Source organism: Cellulomonas sp. FA1 (assembly GCF_000986825.1).
Taxonomy (GTDB): Bacteria; Actinomycetota; Actinomycetes; order Actinomycetales; family Cellulomonadaceae; genus Cellulomonas; species Cellulomonas iranensis.
Window position 1 is genome coordinate 480,078 of record NZ_LBMY01000001.1, and the last position, 16,495, is coordinate 496,572.

The 16,495-nt window shown below is 77.2% G+C and carries 16 protein-coding genes; 7 read left to right on the forward strand and 9 right to left on the reverse strand.

Features of this window, described 5'->3' with window-relative positions; genetic code table 11:
* Positions 1–41: 41 nt before the first annotated feature.
* The 5 genes from GY42_RS02105 to GY42_RS02125 all read left to right on the forward strand — a co-directional run bounded on the left by GY42_RS02105 (position 42) and on the right by GY42_RS02125 (position 4,867).
* Positions 42–1,058: a TIGR03557 family F420-dependent LLM class oxidoreductase gene (locus GY42_RS02105; protein WP_046528055.1), complete on the forward strand. Its 1,017-nt coding sequence runs from the start codon at positions 42–44 to the stop codon at positions 1,056–1,058.
* The gene (locus tag GY42_RS02110) at positions 1,055–1,858 is read left to right on the forward strand and encodes a coenzyme F420-0:L-glutamate ligase (RefSeq protein ID WP_046528056.1); all 804 of its coding nucleotides are present in this window, start codon (positions 1,055–1,057) and stop codon (positions 1,856–1,858) included. The genes GY42_RS02105 and GY42_RS02110 overlap by 4 nt, the downstream gene beginning before the upstream one ends.
* The gene (locus GY42_RS02115) at positions 1,855–3,375 is read left to right on the forward strand and encodes an MFS transporter (RefSeq protein WP_152667205.1); all 1,521 of its coding nucleotides are present in this window, start codon (positions 1,855–1,857) and stop codon (positions 3,373–3,375) included. The genes GY42_RS02110 and GY42_RS02115 overlap by 4 nt, the downstream gene beginning before the upstream one ends.
* 95 nt (positions 3,376–3,470) lie before the next feature.
* Entirely contained in the window at positions 3,471–3,881 is a 411-nt protein-coding gene (locus GY42_RS02120) for a hypothetical protein (RefSeq protein ID WP_046530442.1), read from the forward strand.
* A 131-nt stretch (positions 3,882–4,012) separates the two neighbouring features.
* Positions 4,013–4,867, forward strand: a complete 855-nt coding sequence (locus tag GY42_RS02125) for a dienelactone hydrolase family protein (RefSeq protein ID WP_046528058.1) — start codon at positions 4,013–4,015, stop codon at positions 4,865–4,867.
* Between the two features lie 19 nt (positions 4,868–4,886).
* On the opposite strand, the gene GY42_RS02130 is transcribed toward GY42_RS02125, so the two are convergent.
* The 9 genes from GY42_RS02130 to GY42_RS19735 form a co-directional block, all read right to left on the reverse strand.
* A complete protein-coding gene (locus GY42_RS02130; protein ID WP_046528059.1) occupies positions 4,887–6,176 on the reverse strand; it encodes a DUF418 domain-containing protein in 1,290 nt (429 codons plus the stop codon).
* Between the two features lie 105 nt (positions 6,177–6,281).
* Positions 6,282–6,851 (reverse strand): HhH-GPD-type base excision DNA repair protein, encoded by a 570-nt coding sequence (locus GY42_RS02135; protein ID WP_046528060.1) that lies wholly within the window; start codon positions 6,849–6,851, stop codon positions 6,282–6,284.
* 48 nt (positions 6,852–6,899) lie between these two features.
* Positions 6,900–7,574, reverse strand: a complete 675-nt coding sequence (gene cofC, locus GY42_RS02140) for a 2-phospho-L-lactate guanylyltransferase (protein ID WP_160309388.1) — start codon at positions 7,572–7,574, stop codon at positions 6,900–6,902.
* Complete coding sequence (cofD, locus tag GY42_RS02145; protein WP_046528061.1) at positions 7,571–8,554, reverse strand: 2-phospho-L-lactate transferase; 984 nt, start codon at positions 8,552–8,554, stop codon at positions 7,571–7,573. Before cofD ends, cofC begins: the two co-directional genes overlap by 4 nt.
* Positions 8,555–8,579: 25 nt before the next feature.
* Positions 8,580–9,329 carry an ATP-binding cassette domain-containing protein gene (locus GY42_RS02150; RefSeq protein WP_046528062.1) on the reverse strand — a complete coding sequence of 250 codons (750 nt, stop codon included), beginning with the start codon at positions 9,327–9,329 and terminating at the stop codon, positions 8,580–8,582.
* On the reverse strand, positions 9,284–10,420 hold the full coding sequence (locus GY42_RS02155) for a putative F420-0 ABC transporter permease subunit (RefSeq protein ID WP_442856783.1): 1,137 nt from the start codon (positions 10,418–10,420) through the stop codon (positions 9,284–9,286). The genes GY42_RS02150 and GY42_RS02155 overlap by 46 nt, the downstream gene beginning before the upstream one ends.
* A complete protein-coding gene (locus GY42_RS02160; RefSeq protein ID WP_046528063.1) occupies positions 10,401–11,438 on the reverse strand; it encodes a putative F420-0 ABC transporter substrate-binding protein in 1,038 nt (345 codons plus the stop codon). Before GY42_RS02160 ends, GY42_RS02155 begins: the two co-directional genes overlap by 20 nt.
* Before the next feature lie 206 nt (positions 11,439–11,644).
* On the reverse strand, positions 11,645–12,985 hold the full coding sequence (locus tag GY42_RS02165; RefSeq protein ID WP_046528064.1) for an aminotransferase class I/II-fold pyridoxal phosphate-dependent enzyme: 1,341 nt from the start codon (positions 12,983–12,985) through the stop codon (positions 11,645–11,647).
* 135 nt (positions 12,986–13,120) lie between these two features.
* Positions 13,121–14,521, reverse strand: a complete 1,401-nt coding sequence (locus tag GY42_RS19735) for a cellulose binding domain-containing protein (protein ID WP_052748174.1) — start codon at positions 14,519–14,521, stop codon at positions 13,121–13,123.
* Positions 14,522–14,659: 138 nt separating this feature from the next.
* Here GY42_RS19735 and GY42_RS02175 point away from each other — a divergent pair, with 138 nt between their 5' ends.
* A complete protein-coding gene (locus GY42_RS02175; RefSeq protein WP_046528065.1) occupies positions 14,660–15,616 on the forward strand; it encodes a cyclase family protein in 957 nt (318 codons plus the stop codon).
* Between the two features lie 51 nt (positions 15,617–15,667).
* Positions 15,668–16,432, forward strand: a complete 765-nt coding sequence (locus tag GY42_RS02180; protein ID WP_046528066.1) for an SDR family oxidoreductase — start codon at positions 15,668–15,670, stop codon at positions 16,430–16,432.
* Positions 16,433–16,495 lie beyond the last annotated feature (63 nt).

The window sequence follows — 16,495 nt, forward strand, 5'->3', positions numbered from 1 at the left end:
CGGGCGACCCCGCACGCGCGGCGAGAACGACGACGAACGGCATGGAGGCGCACGACGTGGCAGGTCTGACGGTCGGGTACGCGGCGATGCTGGAGCAGTTCCACCCCCGCGAGGCGGTCGAGCTCTCGGCGTACGCCGAGCAGCACGGGTTCTCGGGCGTGATGGCCGCCGACCACTTCGCGCCGTGGGTGCCCGCGCAGGGCCAGTCGTCGTTCGTGTGGAACGTGCTGACCGCCGTCGGCGAGCGCACCACGGGCGACCTGGGCCCGGGCGTCACCGCGCCCACGTTCCGGTGGCACCCGGCGATGGTCGCGCAGGCGTCCGCGACGCTCGCCGCGATGTACCCCGGGCGGCACTGGCTGGGCCTCGGCTCGGGCGAGGCGCTCAACGAGCACGTCGTGGCCGGGTACTGGCCCGAGGCGCCCGAGCGCATCAACCGCATGTTCGAGGCCATCGACATCATCAAGAAGCTGTTCTCGGCGTCGCTCGCGGGCAAGGACGTCAAGCACGCCGGGCCGTTCTACAAGCTCGAGTCGACGCGCCTGTGGACCATGCCGGAGGTCGCGCCCGAGATCCTCGTCGCGACCGCCGGGCCCGTGACCGCCAAGCGCACGGGCCGCCACGCCGACGGCATCATCACGGTCGGCGCACCGCTCGAGAAGATCACCGGCCTGTTCGGCAAGTTCGCCGAGGGCGCGCGCGAGGCGGGCAAGGACCCCGACGCGATGCCTAAGGTCCTGCAGCTGCACCTGTCGTGGGCGCCGACCGACGAGGAGGCGCTCGCGAACGCGATGCACGAGTGGCCCAACGGCGGCATGAAGTTCCCCAAGGCCGACATCCGCTCGCCGTTCGACTTCGAGCAGATGGCCAAGCTCGTGCGCCCCGAGGACTTCGAGGGCCGCATGGTCATCTCGTCCGACCCCGACGTGCACCGCGCCGAGATCCAGAAGTACGTCGACCTCGGGTTCGACCGCATCTACCTGCACAACGTCGGCCGCAACCAGCGCGAGTGGATCGAGGTCTTCGGTCGCGACGTGCTGCCGAAGCTGAGCCGGTGACCGCGCACGAGCTGCGCGCCTGGGCGCCCGACGGCCTCCCCGAGGTCGTCCCGGGCGACGACCTCGTCGCGCTCGTCGTCGCCGCCCTGCGCGCCGACCCCGAGCCGTCGCGCGCGCTCGTGGACGGCGACGTCGTGGTCGTCACCAGCAAGGTCGTCTCCAAGGCGGAGGGCCGCGTGGTCGCCGCCGACGACCGCGAGCAGGCCATCACCGACGAGACCGTGCGCGTCGTCGCGACGCGCGAGCACCCCGGCGGCGTGACGCGCATCGTCGAGAACCGGCTCGGCCTCGTCATGGCCGCCGCGGGCGTCGACGCGTCCAACACGCCCGAGGGCACCGTGCTGCTGCTGCCCGTCGACCCCGACGCGTCGGCCCGCGCGCTGCGCGCGGGGCTGCGGGCGGCGTTCGGCGTGCGCGTCGGCGTGCTCGTGACCGACACCGCGGGCCGGCCCTGGCGGCAGGGCGTCACCGACCTCACGATCGGCGCGGCCGGCGTGCAGGTGCTCGACGACCTGCGCGGGCAGGTCGACACGTTCGGGCGCGCGCTCACCATGACCGTGGCGGCCGTGGCCGACGAGGTCGCGAGCGCGGCCGAGCTCGTGAAGGGCAAGGCGTCCGGGCGCCCCGTCGCGGTCGTGCGCGGCGTCGGGCACCTCGTGACCGACGACGACGGGCCGGGGGCGCGCGTCCTGGTGCGGACCGGGCCCGACGACATGTTCCACCAGGGCTCGGCCGAGGCCTACGCGCAGGGCTGGAAGGACGCGCTCGCGGGCGACGGCGCGCCCGGCGCCGCGCGCTGAGGCCCGCGCACGACGGCGCCGGCGTCGCCGCCCGGGCCGACGCGCCGACGCGCGCCCGCGCCCGTAGATTCGCCGACGTGAGCGCCGACGACACGTACCAGCCCGACCCGCGCCGGTGGCGCGCGCTGTCCGTGTGCCTCGCGGTGGGGTTCATGACCCTGCTCGACGTGAGCATCGTCAACGTCGCGCTGCCGTCGGTCCGTGACGCGCTCGGTGCGTCCGAGGCCGCGCTGCAGTGGGTCGTGTCGGGGTACGCGCTGGCGTTCGGGCTCGTGCTCGTCGGCGCGGGCCGGCTCGGCGACGCGTTCGGGCGGCGCGACGTGCTCATCGCCGGGATCGCGGTGTTCGCGCTCGGCAGCCTGCTGGCCGGCACCGCGCAGGACGGCACGTGGCTGGTAATCGCGCGGCTCGTGCAGGGCGTGGGCGGCGGCATCGTCAACCCGCAGGTGTCCGGGCTCATCCAGCAGCTGTTCCGCGGCGCCGAGCGCGGGCGCGCGTTCGGGCGGCTCGGCACGACGATCGGCATCTCGACCGCCGTCGGGCCGCTGCTCGGGGGCGTGATCCTCGCCGTCGCCGGGCCCGAGCAGGGCTGGCGGTGGGTGTTCCTCGTCAACCTGCCGGTCGCGGTGCTCGCGGTCGTCCTCGCGCTGCGGTACCTCGACCCGCCCGCGCGACGCGAGGGCGTGGCCGACCTCGACGTGGTCGGTGCCGTGCTGCTGGGCGTCGGCGTGGTCGGCGTGCTGTGGCCCACGGTGTCGCGCGCCTGGGCGCCGGGCGACCTCGCGCTCGCGGCCGCGGGCGTGGTCGCGCTCGTCGGGTTCGTGGCGTGGGAGCACCGCGTGACGGCGCGCGGCCGGACGCCCATGGTGCAGCCCTCGCTGTTCCGCCGGCCCGGCTTCAGCCCGGGCGCGCTGCTCGCGCTCACGTACTTCTCGGGGTTCACGGCGATCTTCTTCGTCCTCGCGCTGTTCCTGCAGAACGGCGCGGGCTACTCGCCGCTCGAGGCGGGCGCCGCGATCACGCCGTTCGCGCTCGGCTCGGCGGTGTCGTCGGCCGTCGGCGGGCGGCTGGTCGGCAGCCGCGGGCGGCACGTCGTCGTGGCGGGGCTCGTGCTCGTGCTGGTGGGCGTCACCGCGACCGACGTGCTGCTGGCCGTGCGGGGCGTGTCGCCGGGCATCGGGTGGTGGATCGCGCCGCCGCTGCTCGTCGCGGGCGTCGGCTCGGGGCTGGTCATCGCGCCCAACCAGACCGTGACCCTGTCGCAGGTGCCGGTCGAGCAGGCCGGCGCCGCGGGCGGCGTGCTGCAGACGGGGCAGCGGCTGGGGGCCGCGACCGGGATCGCGGTCGTCGGGAGCCTCTACTTCGCCGGTGCGGCCGGGGGCGACGCGGGCGTCGGCGCCGCGCACGGCCTGCGGGCGACGGTCGCGCTCGTGGCGGTCGCGCTCGCGATCGGCGTCGCCGATCTGGTGCGCTCGGCGCGCCGGGCGCGGACCGGCGCGGACCGTCCGGCGTCGTGACCGGCGACGCGATCGGGCCGGACGCGGCGGGAGGCGACGCGGCGGGACCCGACACGGCCGCCGGAGACACGGTCGGGGACGGCGAGCCTTTGCCGGTGCGGGACGTCGTCCTGCTCGTCGACGCCGCGAACGTCGTCGGCGCGCAGCCCGACGGCTGGTGGCGCGACCGCGCGGGCGCGGCGACGCGCCTGCTCGCGCGGCTGGCGGGGCTGCCGGGGCGCGTCGTCGCGGGGTCGGCGGGGGAGCCGTGGCGGGTCGGGCGGGTCGAGGTGGTGCTGGAGGGCCGCGCGCGGGACGCCGTCGCACCCGAGGGTGGCGGGCTGCGCGTGCACCGTGCGCCGCGGGACGGCGACGCCGAGGTCGTCGAGCGCGCCGCGGAGGCCGGGCCCGGGCTCGTGGTGGTGACGGCCGACCGGGGCCTGCGGGCTCGGCTGCCGGGGGTCGAGGCGGTCGGGCCCGGCTGGCTGCACGCGGTGCTCGACGGCGACCCCGAACCCGGTCAGTGACAGGGCGGGCGCAACGTGTCACGACGGTGCGTGACAACAGCGTCCGTCGGCCTCTAGGGTCGTGACCAGGGGCGGGACCGCCCCTGTGGCGCGCCCGCAGAAGGCCGGGCGCCGACCGAGAGGACGATGACGTGACCGCTCGCACCACCCGGCGTCCCCTGGCCGCCGTGATCCTGGGGCTCGCCCTCACCCTCACCGGGAGCCTGCCCGCGCAGGCCGCCGACCAGCGCGGCCCCGACCCGACCGTCCAGAGCATCGAGGCCGCGCGCGGGCCGTTCGCGACCTCGACGTCGCGCGTGTCGTCCCTCGTGTCCGGGTTCGGCGGCGGGACGATCTACTACCCGACCGACACGTCGCAGGGCCTCTTCGGGGGCGTCGTCGTCGCCCCCGGGTACACCGCGGGCGAGTCGAGCATCGCGTGGCTCGGCCCGCGCCTGGCGTCGCAGGGCTTCGTGGTCTTCACGATCGACACGCTCACGCGCGTCGACCAGCCCGCGTCGCGTGGGCGCCAGCTGCTCGCCGCGGCCGACTACCTCACGCAGCGCAGCGACGTCGCCGACCGCGTCGACCCCGCCCGCCTCGCCGTCATGGGGCACTCGATGGGCGGCGGCGGGACGCTCGAGGCGGCCAAGAGCCGGCCCGGCCTCAAGGCGATCATCCCGCTGACGCCGTGGAACCTCGACAAGACGTGGCCCGAGATCACGACGCCCACGCTGATCTTCGGCGCGCAGAACGACTCGGTGGCCTCGGTGGTCACGCACGCGCGGCCGTTCTACCAGACCCTGCCGGCGACGACGCCGCGTAGCTACCTCGAGCTGCGCGGCGCGTCGCACTTCGCGCCGAACCTGTCGAACACGACGATCGCGAAGTACTCGATCGCGTGGCTCAAGCGGTTCGTCGACGACGACCAGCGCTACACGCAGTTCCTGTGCCCGGCGCCCGCCGACACGGCGCTGTCCGACGTGCGGACGAGCTGCCCGTTCTAACGGCACCCGCCCCGGCGGGTCATGCGGCCGGCGCGGCCCGGTACACGAGGCGGCGGTAGAGCGCCTCGGCCGGGCCGCGCCGGCCCGCGGCCTCGAGCGACACCGCGACGACGACGGTCGCGAGCCACACGCCGACGCCCCACGCGACGACCTGAGCGCTGCCCATGCCGACGCCGAGCCCGCCGGCCCACGGCGCGAGCGGCAGCACGAACAGCACGGACTGCAGCAGGTAGCACGTGAGCGAGCGCGTGCCGACGGCGCGCAGCGCACGGCCCACGGGGCCCAGCGTCGCGAGCGTCAGCCCGCGCGCCGCGACGACCCACCCGACGAGCGCCGCGAACGCGACGCCCCCCGCCGCACCCGTGATCAGGTGCAGCGTCCCGGTGCCGAGCACGTCGAGCGCCGACGGGTCCCGCAGGCCTGCGACGGACGACGCGTGCGGCACCGCGCCGAGCACGCTCACGGCGAGCCCGACGACGACGGTGCGGCGCAGCAGCGGCAGGTGGTCGGCGGGTCGCTCGAGGACCTCGCGCCGCGCCGCCCACAGGCCCAGCAGCAGCAGCGGCAGCGCGACGAGCGCGCCGATGGGAGCGGCGATCACGCCCGCCGAGACGCGCGTGAGCACGCCCGCGAGCACGGTCTGGTCGAGGGGCATGGCGATGGCCTCGCCGCCCTCCCACGACGCGGCCATGACGACGAGGCTCTCCATCGCGCCGTTCACCAGCCCGGCGGCGAGCAGGCTGACGCCCGCGACGACGAGCAGCGTGCGGTCGGACGCGCGCACGAGCGTCACCGCGAGCAGCCCCGCGACCCCGTACGCGGTGAGGATGTCACCGCCGAACAGCAGCAGCACGTGCGCGGCGCCGAACGCGAGCAGCACGCCCGCGCGCCGCAGCAGGTCGGACCGGCACGCGGCCCACGGCACCCACGCGGCGGCGCGGCGGCGGACGACGACGCCGATGCCGTACCCGTACAGCAGCGCGAACATCGGCATGGTGCGCCGGTCCACGAACAGCGACACGACGCCGTCGACCACGCGGTCGAGCGTCGACCCGTCGACGGGCCGCGCGCCGATCCCGACCGAGCCGCCGACGACGTGCGCGGTCGCGTTGGCGATCGCGATGCCCAGCAGCGCGAGGCCGCGCGCGACGTCCGGCGCGACGGCACGCGCCGACGCCGGGACGGGGCCGACGTGCGCGGGCGGCGCGGCCGGGGTGGACGCTGCGCCAGGGGCGGGAGCTGCGGCGGGGACGGGCGGCGCTGCGGGCGGGCCGGCGGGCGCACCGGGGGAGGGGAACGGCGTCGTCATGTCCTCATCGTGGCGGCCGCGCAGACGGTGCGCGTCGGCCGCGCGACGGGTCCTGCGCTCCGTCCCGCGGCCGAGGCGAGCGACGTCGTGGTCCGCACGGCCGCGTCATCGCGCGGCCTTCGCGGCCGCCTTGGCGGCGCGCTTGGTCTCGCGCACGCGCGCGAGCGAGTCGGCGTCGACCACGTCGGCGATCGAGCGCGGCTGGTCGTCGCCGTACGCGCCCGCGGCCTCGCGCCAGCCGGCCGGCTGCACGCCGCGCTGCTTGCCGAGCAGCGCGAGGAAGATGCGGGCCTTCTGGTCGCCGAAGCCCGGCAGCGCCTTCAGCCGGCGCAGCACCGTGCGCCCGTCGGGGTCGCCGTCGGTCCACAGCCGCGTGACGTCGCCGTCGTACGCGTCGACGACCTCGCGCGCGACCGCCTGGATGCGCCCGGCCATCGACCCGGGGTAGCGGTGCACGGCCGGGGGCGTCGCGCACAGCGCCGTGAACTCGTCGGGGTCGGCGTCGGCGATGCGCCGCACGTCCCACCCGCCCATGCGGTCGGCGATCTTCGCCGGGCCCGCGAACGCGGTCTCCATCGCGACCTGCTGGTCGAGCAGCATGCCGACCAGCAGCGCGAACGGGTCCGAGTCGAGCAGGCGGTCGGCGGCCTCGTCACCGGTCATCCAGAGCGTCATGCCCCCATGGTCGCGCACGTGCCGCACGACGCGCCCGAGGGCCCGCGGTCAGGCGTCGGACGGTGTGCCGGGGGACGCGAGGTCGGCCGGCTCGTCGACGTCACGGCGCGCGCCGGACGCCGCGGGGACGTCGAGCGGCACGTGCCCCGCGGCGGCGTGCCGGGCCGACGACCCGGGCCCGAACCGCGGGTGCGGGCGGTGCGGCCAGGTCGCGGTGAGCATGGTCGTGCCGGTGCCCGCGGCGTCGGGCACGTGCGCGCGCGGCACGTCGGCCGCGCGCCGCAGCACGTCGTCGACCTCGGCGGGCAGGAGGTCCGGCAGGTCGCCGAGCACCACGACGACGTGCGCGCCCGGCGCCGTGGCACGCACGTGCTCGACGCCCGCGGTCACGGCCACGTCCAGCCCGGCGGCGGGCACGTCAGGTCGGGCCCCTCCGGCCTCCCGACCGGTCTCCCGACCGGTGCCCTCGCCGACGCGCGCACCGTCGGCTGCGACCGGCTCGGGCAGCAGCACGACGCGCGGGTCGGGCACGCCGAGCGGGTCGGCGGCGGGGGAGACGACGACCACGCCCGCGACGTCGCCCGCGCCGAGCAGCGCCCGCACGGTCGCCGTCGCCATGGTGCGCACGAGCCCGGCGCGCGCGTCGTCGTCGAGCGCACCGGTCAGCCGGGACTTGCCGTGCCGCGGGTCCTTGACGGGCACCACAGCCCACCACGCGCTCACGGCGCGCGGCCCACCAGCGTGAGCGCGGCGGCCGCGATGCGCGCGGTCGTCGGCACGTCGGTCATGAGGGTCGGCGCCGCGGCGGCGCGCCAGCCCTCGGCGACCAGGGACGGCACGGCGTCCGCGTCGGCGTCGTCGACGAGCCACGCATCCAGGACCCCGCCGTCCGCGCGCCGGCCGAGGTGCCGCGCGACGGCGCCCGCCTGCGTCGCGACGCCGATCGCCGCCAGGCACGCGTCGGCCATGCCGCGCACGGGCGCACCACCGACCACGGGGCTGACGCCCACGACCGGCGCGGCGGTCGTGCGCAGCGCGTCGCGGACCCCGGGCACGCCGAGGATCGTGCCGACCGACACCACCGGGTTCGACGGCGGCAGCAGCACGACGTCGGCCTCCGTCAGCGCCTCCAGCACGCCCGGCGCGGGCGTCGCGCGCTCGACGCCGACCTGCACGAACCCGCGCGCGGGCACGGCCGCGCGGTGCCGCACCCACCACTCCTCGAAGTGGATCGTGCCGTCGTCGGTCACGACGTGCGTCTCGACCTCGTCGTCCGACATCGGCAGCAGCCGGACGCCGGGGCGCCAGCGCTCCGCGAGCCGCGCCGTCACGCGCGACAGCGGCTCACCGGCGCGCAGCAGCGACGTGCGGGCCAGGTGCGTCGCGAGGTCGAGGTCCCCGAGCGTGAACCACTCCCAGCCCAGGCCGTAGGCGGCCAGGTCGGTCGCGGTGCGCGTCGACTCCTCACGCCGCCCCCACCCCTGGCCCTCGTGCACCGCACCGCCGAGCGTGTACATCAGCGTGTCGAGGTCCGGGCACACGCGCACGCCGTGCAGCCACAGGTCGTCGCCCGTGTTGGCGACGACCGTGACCTGCGCGGTCGTGCCGCCCGCGCCGTCCGGCAGCCGGTCGCGCAGCAGCGCCAGCAGTCCGCGCGTGAACCGCGCGCCGCCGACCCCGCCCGAGAGCACCGTGACCTTCATGCGCCGATCCTCGTGCGTCCGATCCTCATCCGTCCTCCGCGGGGCCGTACGCGATGACGGGGCGGCCCGTCACCGGGTGGGTCAGCACGTGCGCGGCCACGCCGTACACGTCGTGCACGAGCGCGGGCGTCAGCACCTCGACGGGAGGGCCCGCGGCGACCAGCCGCCCGGCGGACAGCACGAGCACGTGCTCGCAGTACGCGGCCGCCAGGTTGAGGTCGTGCAGCGCCGCGACGGTCGTGACGCCCAGGCGCCGCACGAACCCCAGGAGCGCGAGCTGCGCGCTCACGTCGAGGTGGTTGGTCGGCTCGTCGAGCAGCAGCAGCGCGGGCTCCTGCGCGAGGGCGCGCGCGACGTGCACGCGCTGCCGCTCGCCGCCCGACAGCGTCGCCCACGCGCGGTCCGCGAGGTGCGCGGCGGTCGCGGCGTCGAGCGCGCGGTCGACCGCGCCGGGGTCGGGGTCGGTACCCCACACCGACCGGTAGGGCGTGCGGCCCAGCGCGACGACCTCGCGCACGCTCAGCGGCACGGCCGCGTCCGACGCCTGCTCGAGCAGCGCGACCCGCCGCGCGCGCTCCCGGCGCGGCAGCGTGTGCACGGGCACCGCGGGCCGCGGGTCCGACGCCGCCGGGTCGCTCACGAGCACGGCGCCCGCGTGCGGCTCCAGCAGTCCCGCGACCAGGCGCAGCAGCGTCGTCTTGCCCGCGCCGTTGGGCCCGAGCAGCCCCGTCAGTGCACCCGGCGGGGCGTCGCGTCGACGCCGTCGACCACCCACCGGCCGCCCAGCCGCGCGCCCGGGCGATGCTCAGCTCCACGACGCCCCCGCCCGCGGCGCAGCAGCACCGCGAAGACCGGCACCCCGAGCAGCGCCGTGACGATCCCGACGGGCAGCTCGCGCGGGTCGAACACGGTGCGCGCGAGCGTGTCCGCCCACACCAGCAGCACCGCCCCCGCGAGGCCCGCCACGGGCAGCAGGCGTCGGTGCGCGGGGCCCGTCACCACGGACACCGCGTGCGGCAGCACGAGCCCGACGAACCCGATCGCGCCGGACACCGCGACCATCGCACCCGTGAGCAGCGCCACCAGCGTCATCGTGACCCAGCGCGTGCGGTCCACGTGGACGCCCAGCGCTGCCGCGGCGGTGTCGCCGAACGCGAACGCGTCGAGCCGCCCTGCCCCTGCCAGCACGACCGACCCGACCACCACGAGCGCGCCGCCCGCGATCGCCACCGACGCCCACGTCGCGCCCGCGAGCGAGCCCATGAGCCACGACAGGATCTCGCGGTACGAGTCGCCGGTCGCCGTCCAGAACACCACGAACGACGTCGCCGCCGCCGCGAGCTGCGAGATCGCGAGCCCGGCGAGCACCGCACGCGTGGGCGTCAGCGTGCCGCCCGTGCGCGCGAGCGCGAGCGTCGCCGCGAGCGCCGCGAGCGCACCGACGAACGCCGCGACGGGCAGCAGCAGCGCGACCCCCAGCAGCAGCACCGCGACCGCCCCGAGCGACGCACCCGACGACAGCCCCAGCAGGTACGGGTCGGCGAGCGGGTTGCGCGTGAGCGACTGCATGACGGCGCCCGCGACGGCCAGGCCGGCACCGACCGCGGCGGCGGTGAGCACGCGCGGCAGGCGCAGCTCCCACACGATCGCGTCGTGCAGGCGCGGCACGTCGGGTGCGCGCAGGCCCAGGTGCGCGCCGACCGACCGCACGACCTCGCCCACGCCCAGGTCGGCAGGGCCGATCGTCACGGCGACGAGCAGGGTCGCCACGAGCGCCACGGCGCCGACCGCGAGCAGCACCGCGAGCGGCGGCCGCAGCGGCGCCCGCCCGCCCGTGGCGGGTGCGTCAGTCGGCGTCGAGCGCACGCACGGCCTCGGCGACGTCGGCGGCGGCCTGCGCGTTGCGCACGCCGGCCTCGGTCGCGGCGAACGGCACGACGACGTAGCGCTGCTCGCGCACGGCGTCGAGCTGCGACGCCGCCGGGTTCGCGGCGAGCGCGGCCTTCTTGCTCTCGGCGGTGTTCCAGGCGGCGTCGACCAGCACGATCACGTCGGGGTCGGCGGCCACGACCTGCTCCCAGCCGACCGACGTCCACGTGTCGTGCACGTCGGCGAACACGTTGGTGAGCCCAGCGGCGGCCATGATCATCTGCGGCGCGCCGATCCCGGCGCCGACGTACGGGGTGTCGCCGCCCGACGACCACCACACGGCGGTCGTGCCGTCGACCGGCTCGATCGCGTCGAGCACGCCCTGCTGCTCGGCGACCACGGCCTCGGCCGCGTCGGGCACGCCCAGCACCGCGCCGACCTCGCGGACCTCGCCGAACACGTCGTCGAACGTCAACGGGTCCGGCTGGTAGCCGGGTTCCTTGCAGGCCGCGGGGGACACGTACGTGGCGATGCCGAGCGCCGCGAGCGACGCGCGGTCGCCCGCGCCGTCGGCCGTGAGGTTCGACTCCCACCCGGCGTACACGAGGTCGGGCTCCGACCCGAGCAGCGCCTCGGGGCCCGGGACCTTGTCGGACAGGACGGGGACGTCGGCCACGTCGGCCGCCCAGCGCTCGGGCACCGGGCCGTCGGCGAACGCCGTGCCGACCAGACGGTCGGCGGCGCCGAGCGCGAGCACCATCTCGGTGGTGGACGACTTGATGGTCACGACGCGTCGCGGCGGCGCGTCGAACGTGACCTCGGTGCCGCAGTTGTCGACCGTCACGGGCCGGTAGGCGCCCGACGACGCCGTCGACGCGGCCGCGCCGTCGGTCGCGGGGGACGCGGCCGGCGCCCCCGACGCGCACCCGGCCAGCGCGAGCGCGGCCAGCGCGGCGAGCGGGACCAGCCGCGTGCGGGCGCGGACGGACGACGGACGGTGGACGGCGCGGGGCATGGGGTCTCTCTCCGGCGGGGGGCTGCTGCCGCGCACGTCGTCGGACGCGGACGTCGGGGGTGGGGCGCACGTCGCGCCGCGGAGGACCGTCCCAGGCCAGGGCGGTGCGACCCGGCCAGAGAGGGGGCTGGGTTCCGACCCGTCACCCTAGGCGCTGCCCCCGGGTGCCGGGCAAGCCGGGCCGGCGTGGCGTGCGTCGCGCCGTCTCACGCGCGGACCGCGGCGGCCAGCGCGGCCGCGACGCGCTCCGTGTCGGCGTCCGGCAGCACACCCGTGGTCACGCGCACGAACCCGCCGCGCGGCGGCGGCTCCGCCAGGAACGCCCGCCCGCGCGCGACCCGCACCCCGGCGGCCTCGAGCCGTGCCAGGGCCGCGTCCTCGTCGCGCACGCGCAGCCACGCGTGCAGGCCGTCGCCCGGCGGGACGGCCACGCCGTGCCGGGCGAGCGCCGTCGCGAGGGCCTCGCGCCGCGCGCGGTACGCGTCACGGGCGTGCGCGACCGCCGCGACCGCGCGCGCGTCGGTCAGCAGGTCGGCCAGCACGCGCTGCAGCAGACGGCTCGTCCACCCGGGCCCGAGCAGGCGCCGCGCGACGAGCGCGTCGAGCGCGGCCGCGGGCCCGCCGACCGCCGCGATGCGCAGGTCCGGCCCGTGCGACGCCGAGTACGACCGCACGTGCACGACGCGACCGGGCAGCAGCGCCCCGAGGCTCGTGGCGGGCGACGAGGCGACGTCGCCCGCGTGGTCGTCCTCGACGACCCACGGCGGGGCTGCCGCGCGGCGCAGCACGGCGGCCAGCGACCGCAGCCGTGCGGGCGTGGTGCTGACGCCCGTCGGGTTGTGGGCGCGCGGCTGCAGCAGCACGGCCCGCGCACCGACGCGCAGCGCGTGCGCCAGCGCGTCCGGGCGCGGGCCGTGCGCGTCGAGCGGCACCGCGACGCGCTCGAGCCCCAGGTGGTCGAGCAGGTCGAGGAGCGGCGGCGCGCCGGGGTCCTCGACCGCGACCCGGTCGCCGAACCCGACGACCTGCTCGAGCACGCGGCCCAGCGCGTCGACCGCGCCGTCGACGACCGTGAGCCGCTGCGCGGCGAACGGCCACGACGCGCGCAGCAGACGCTCGAGCTCGGGCACCACCGGGTCGTCGAGGTAGTCGGGCGGTCGCGCGGCGCGCGTGCGTGCCGCGACGCGCGCGAGCGCGGGCCGCAGGTCGGGCAGCAGCGCGGCGTCGGGTCCGCCGCCGCCGAGGTCCAGGCACGCGGCGGGCACCCGCGCGAGCTCGCGGTACCGGCGCGGCAGCCGGCTCGCGGGGCCCGGCAGCACGGACGTCCCCGCCCGCCCGCGCGACAGCACCAGCCCCGCGGTCGCGAGGGCCTGCCACGCCCCACCGACGGTCGCCGGGCTCACGCCGAGCGCCGCGGCCAGCTCGCGCACGGTCGGCAGCCGGTCGCCGGGCAGCAGGTCGCCCGCGTGCACGAGGCGCGCGATCGTCGCGGCGATGCCCCGGGGGGACCGGTCGGTGACGCGGTCCGCCAGCTCCTGCGGTGACATGCGCGCATCGTGGCGTGCCCGTGTTGCGGGGGCGTGTCCGGTCGATGTGCGGCGTTCGCGGACGTGCGTCCGGGGCGACGACGGTGCGCGGGCGTGCCCACCGCCGCCGCCCCGGGACGGTCCGTCAGCGCGTCGTCACGCGGCGGCACACGTGACGGTCGCGCCCGCGCCGTCGCCCGTGCCCTGGAAGCCGAACGTCGTGCTGCCGCCGGCCGCGACGCGGCCGTTCCAGTCGGCGTTCGTCACGCTCAGCGGTGCGCCGCCCGTCGACCGCCCGTTCCACACCTGCGTCGCGGTGGCGCCCGACGGCAGGGTCACGGTCACGCGCCACCCGGTCAGCGGTGTCGCCCCGGCGGTCACGGTGACGTCGGCGACGAAGCCACCCGGCCAGCTGTTCGCGAGCCGGTACGTCGCGGTGCAGGCGCCCGCGGGAGCCGTCGGGGACGGGGTCGCGGTGGGGGTGGGGGTCACGGTCGGGGTGACGGTGGGCGTGGGGGTGGGCGTCGGGGTGGGTGACACGGTGGGCGAGGGCGTCGGCTGCGGTCCCGCGTCGGCCCACGCGTCCTGCAGGAACGCGGCGATCGTGTCCCAGCTCGGGTTCGGCGAGCCCTGCGTCACGGTCTCCTGGCAGCCCGTGACCGTGCGCACGGTCTGCTGGCCGTACCGCGCGGCGCTCGTGACGTCGGGGTGGCTGTGCCCCGCGCCGGGCACCGAGAAGAACCGGGTGTCGACGCACGCCGCCTTGAGCGCCGCGTAGAGGATCTCGGTCTGCGCGTGCGGCACGACGTTGTCCGCGCGGCCGTGCAGCAGCAGCATCGGCGGGTCGTCCCCGTCGACGTACGTCAGCGGGTTGGCCTGCCGGGCCTTGTCGGGGCACGACGGGATCGCGCAGCCGAGCAGCTGCGCCTCGGGTGCGGACGGGCTGTCGTGGTCGATCCAGCCGTTCGGGTCCTGCTCCTTGAGCCGCAGGAAGTCGGTCGGGCCGAAGAAGTCGACGCCCGCCTGCACGTCGCTCGACACGCCCGTCGTGCCGACCTGCCCCTCGAGCGCGGCGACGCCGTTGGTGAGCGCGGCCATGCTCGCGACCCACCCGCCCGACGAGTCGCCCATGGTCGCGAACCGCGCGGGGTCGATCCGGTACTGCGCGGCGTTGGCGCGCAGCCAGCGGATCGCCGCCTTGACGTCGTGCACCTGGGCGGGGAACTTCGCCTGCGCGCTCGACCGCACGCTCACGCCGGCGACCGCGATGCCGCGCGCGTTGAGCTGCTGCGCGACCGCGGCCGCGCCGGACTTGCCGTCGTCGGACGACCAGGCGGAGCCGGTGGACCACACGACGAGCGGTGCCGGGCCGGGGCCGTCGGGCAGGTACAGGTCGAGCAGGTGGCCACGGCTGCCCGCGGGGTCCGCGGGCGCGTAGGCGATGTTGGTGACGGTCTGGGCGGCGTGCGCCGGGGTCCCGACCCCGACGAGCGCCCCGGTGGCGGCGAGCACGCCGGCGACGGTGCCGGCGATCCACGAGCCGCGGGTCCTGGTCATGCGACCTCCTCGTCCTCGACACGGTCGTCGAGCCCTCACCGTGCGCCCGGCGCACGGACAGCGGCCACCGCCGAAACGGTTCGGTTCCGACCTCGAAACTCTCGGGGCCCGCGCGGGCGCGAGCGCTAGGGTCGCCGCGTGGTCACCCTGCCGTCCTACGACGACCTGCCCGAGGGCCCGGCCGGCGGCCGCCTCGCCTGGCACGTGTTCGGGGCGGACGACCAGCTCGGGCTGCTCAACCTCCTCACGCCCGAGCGCGTGCGGGAGGCCGCGGCGCTCGTGCGCCGGGGCGCGACGTTCCCGCTCGACCACCCGCTGGACCGCTACCGGCCGCCGCTCCACCCCGATCGCGCGGTCCCCGAGCACCACGTCACGACCGCGCTGTCTGGGCTGCTGCTCGACGACGCGTACGACCGCTTCCACCCGCAGGCCGGCAGCCAGTGGGACGCGCTCGCGCACGTCGGGTACGACGCCGGGGTCTTCTACAACGGCGCGACCCTCGCGCAGGTCACCTCGGGTACGCGCAACACGGTCGACCGCTGGGCGCGGCACGGGGTCGTGGGGCGCGCGGTCGTGCTCGACATGCCCGCGACGTTCGCCGCCGCCGGGGTCGACCACGACCCGTCGTCGACGCTCCGGTACGGGGTCGAGGAGCTGCGGGCGGCCGCCGAGCACGGCGGCGTCACGCACCGACCGGGCGACGTGCTGCTGCTCCACACCGGGTTCGGGGAGTGGTACGCGGCGCAGGACGCGGCGACGCGCGAGCGGCTGCCGGGCGCGGTGACGACGCCCGGCCTCGCGCAGACCGAGGACGTCGCGCGCTACCTGTGGGACCTGCACGCCGTCGGCGTCGCGTCCGACAACTACGCGGTCGAGGCGTGGCCGCCGCCCGCCGGCGGCGTGCCCGAGCCGTTCCGGTTCCTGCACCGGACGCTGATCGGCTCGTTCGGCATGCTGCTCGGCGAGCTGTGGCACCTCGCGGACCTCGTGGCCGACTGTCGCGCCGACGGCCGCCACGAGGGCATGCTGACCAGTGCGCCCCTGCACGCCCCGGGCGGCGTCGGCTCGACGGCCAACGCCCTCGTCCTGAAGTAGCGCCCGCCCGCCCGGCGCGCCCGCCCGCCCGTCTCACCCCTGGAGCCCCGCATGTCCACGTCCACCGACCGTCCCCGCCGCGCGCTCGTCACGGGTGCGTCGTCCGGCATCGGCGCCGCCACGGTGCGCCGCCTGCGCGCCGACGGCTGGGACGTCGTCGCGACCGCGCGCCGCGCCGACCGGCTCGCGGCGCTCGCGCAGGAGACCGGCGCGGACACGGTCGTCGCCGACGTCACGCGCGACGCCGACGTCGCCGCGCTCGTGGCGCACGTGCGGGGCACCGGCGGGCTCGACGCCGTGGTCAACAACGCGGGCGGCGCGCTCGGGCAGGACACGGTCGAGCACGGCGACCTCGAGCAGTGGCGCACGATGTACGAGCTCAACGTGCTGGGCACGCTGCGCGTCGTGCAGGGCGTGCTGCCGCTGCTGCGCGAGCGCGGCGCGGGCGACGTCGTCGTGGTCACGTCGACCGCCGCGCACGGCGCGTACCCCGGCGGCGCCGGGTACACCGGCGCCAAGCACGCCGAGCGGATGCTCGCCACCACGCTGCGCTGGGAGCTGGTGGGCGAGCCGATCCGCGTCGTCGAGATCGCCCCGGGCGCGGTCGCGACCGAGGAGTTCTCGCTCGTGCGGTTCGGCGGCGACGTCGAGCGCGCGGCCCAGGTGTACGAGGGCTACCAGCCGCTCGTCGCCGACGACGTCGCCGACACGATCGCGTGGTGCCTGTCGCGCCCGCCGCACGTCAACGTCGACCTGCTGGTCGTGCGCCCGCGCGCGCAGGCCAACAACACGACGATCGCCCGCACGGGGGTCTGACGCGGGGTCCGGCGCCGGCCCGTCCTTCGCTGCGCGTCGGCGCACCCGCTCCGGGTGCGGTGT

Excerpts from the sequence above, each read along its gene's own strand:
- GY42_RS02180 (WP_046528066.1), top strand. The coding sequence starts at position 15,668 with ATGTCCACGTCCACCGACCGTCCCCGCCGCGCGCTCGTCACGGGTGCG.
- GY42_RS19735 (WP_052748174.1), bottom strand. The coding sequence starts at position 14,521 with ATGACCAGGACCCGCGGCTCGTGGATCGCCGGCACCGTCGCCGGCGTG.
- GY42_RS02135 (WP_046528060.1), bottom strand. The coding sequence starts at position 6,851 with ATGACGCTCTGGATGACCGGTGACGAGGCCGCCGACCGCCTGCTCGAC.
- cofD (WP_046528061.1), bottom strand. The coding sequence starts at position 8,554 with ATGAAGGTCACGGTGCTCTCGGGCGGGGTCGGCGGCGCGCGGTTCACG.
- GY42_RS02160 (WP_046528063.1), bottom strand. The coding sequence starts at position 11,438 with ATGCCCCGCGCCGTCCACCGTCCGTCGTCCGTCCGCGCCCGCACGCGG.
- GY42_RS02165 (WP_046528064.1), bottom strand. The coding sequence starts at position 12,985 with ATGTCACCGCAGGAGCTGGCGGACCGCGTCACCGACCGGTCCCCCCGG.
- GY42_RS02105 (WP_046528055.1), top strand. The coding sequence starts at position 42 with ATGGAGGCGCACGACGTGGCAGGTCTGACGGTCGGGTACGCGGCGATG.
- GY42_RS02130 (WP_046528059.1), bottom strand. The coding sequence starts at position 6,176 with ATGACGACGCCGTTCCCCTCCCCCGGTGCGCCCGCCGGCCCGCCCGCA.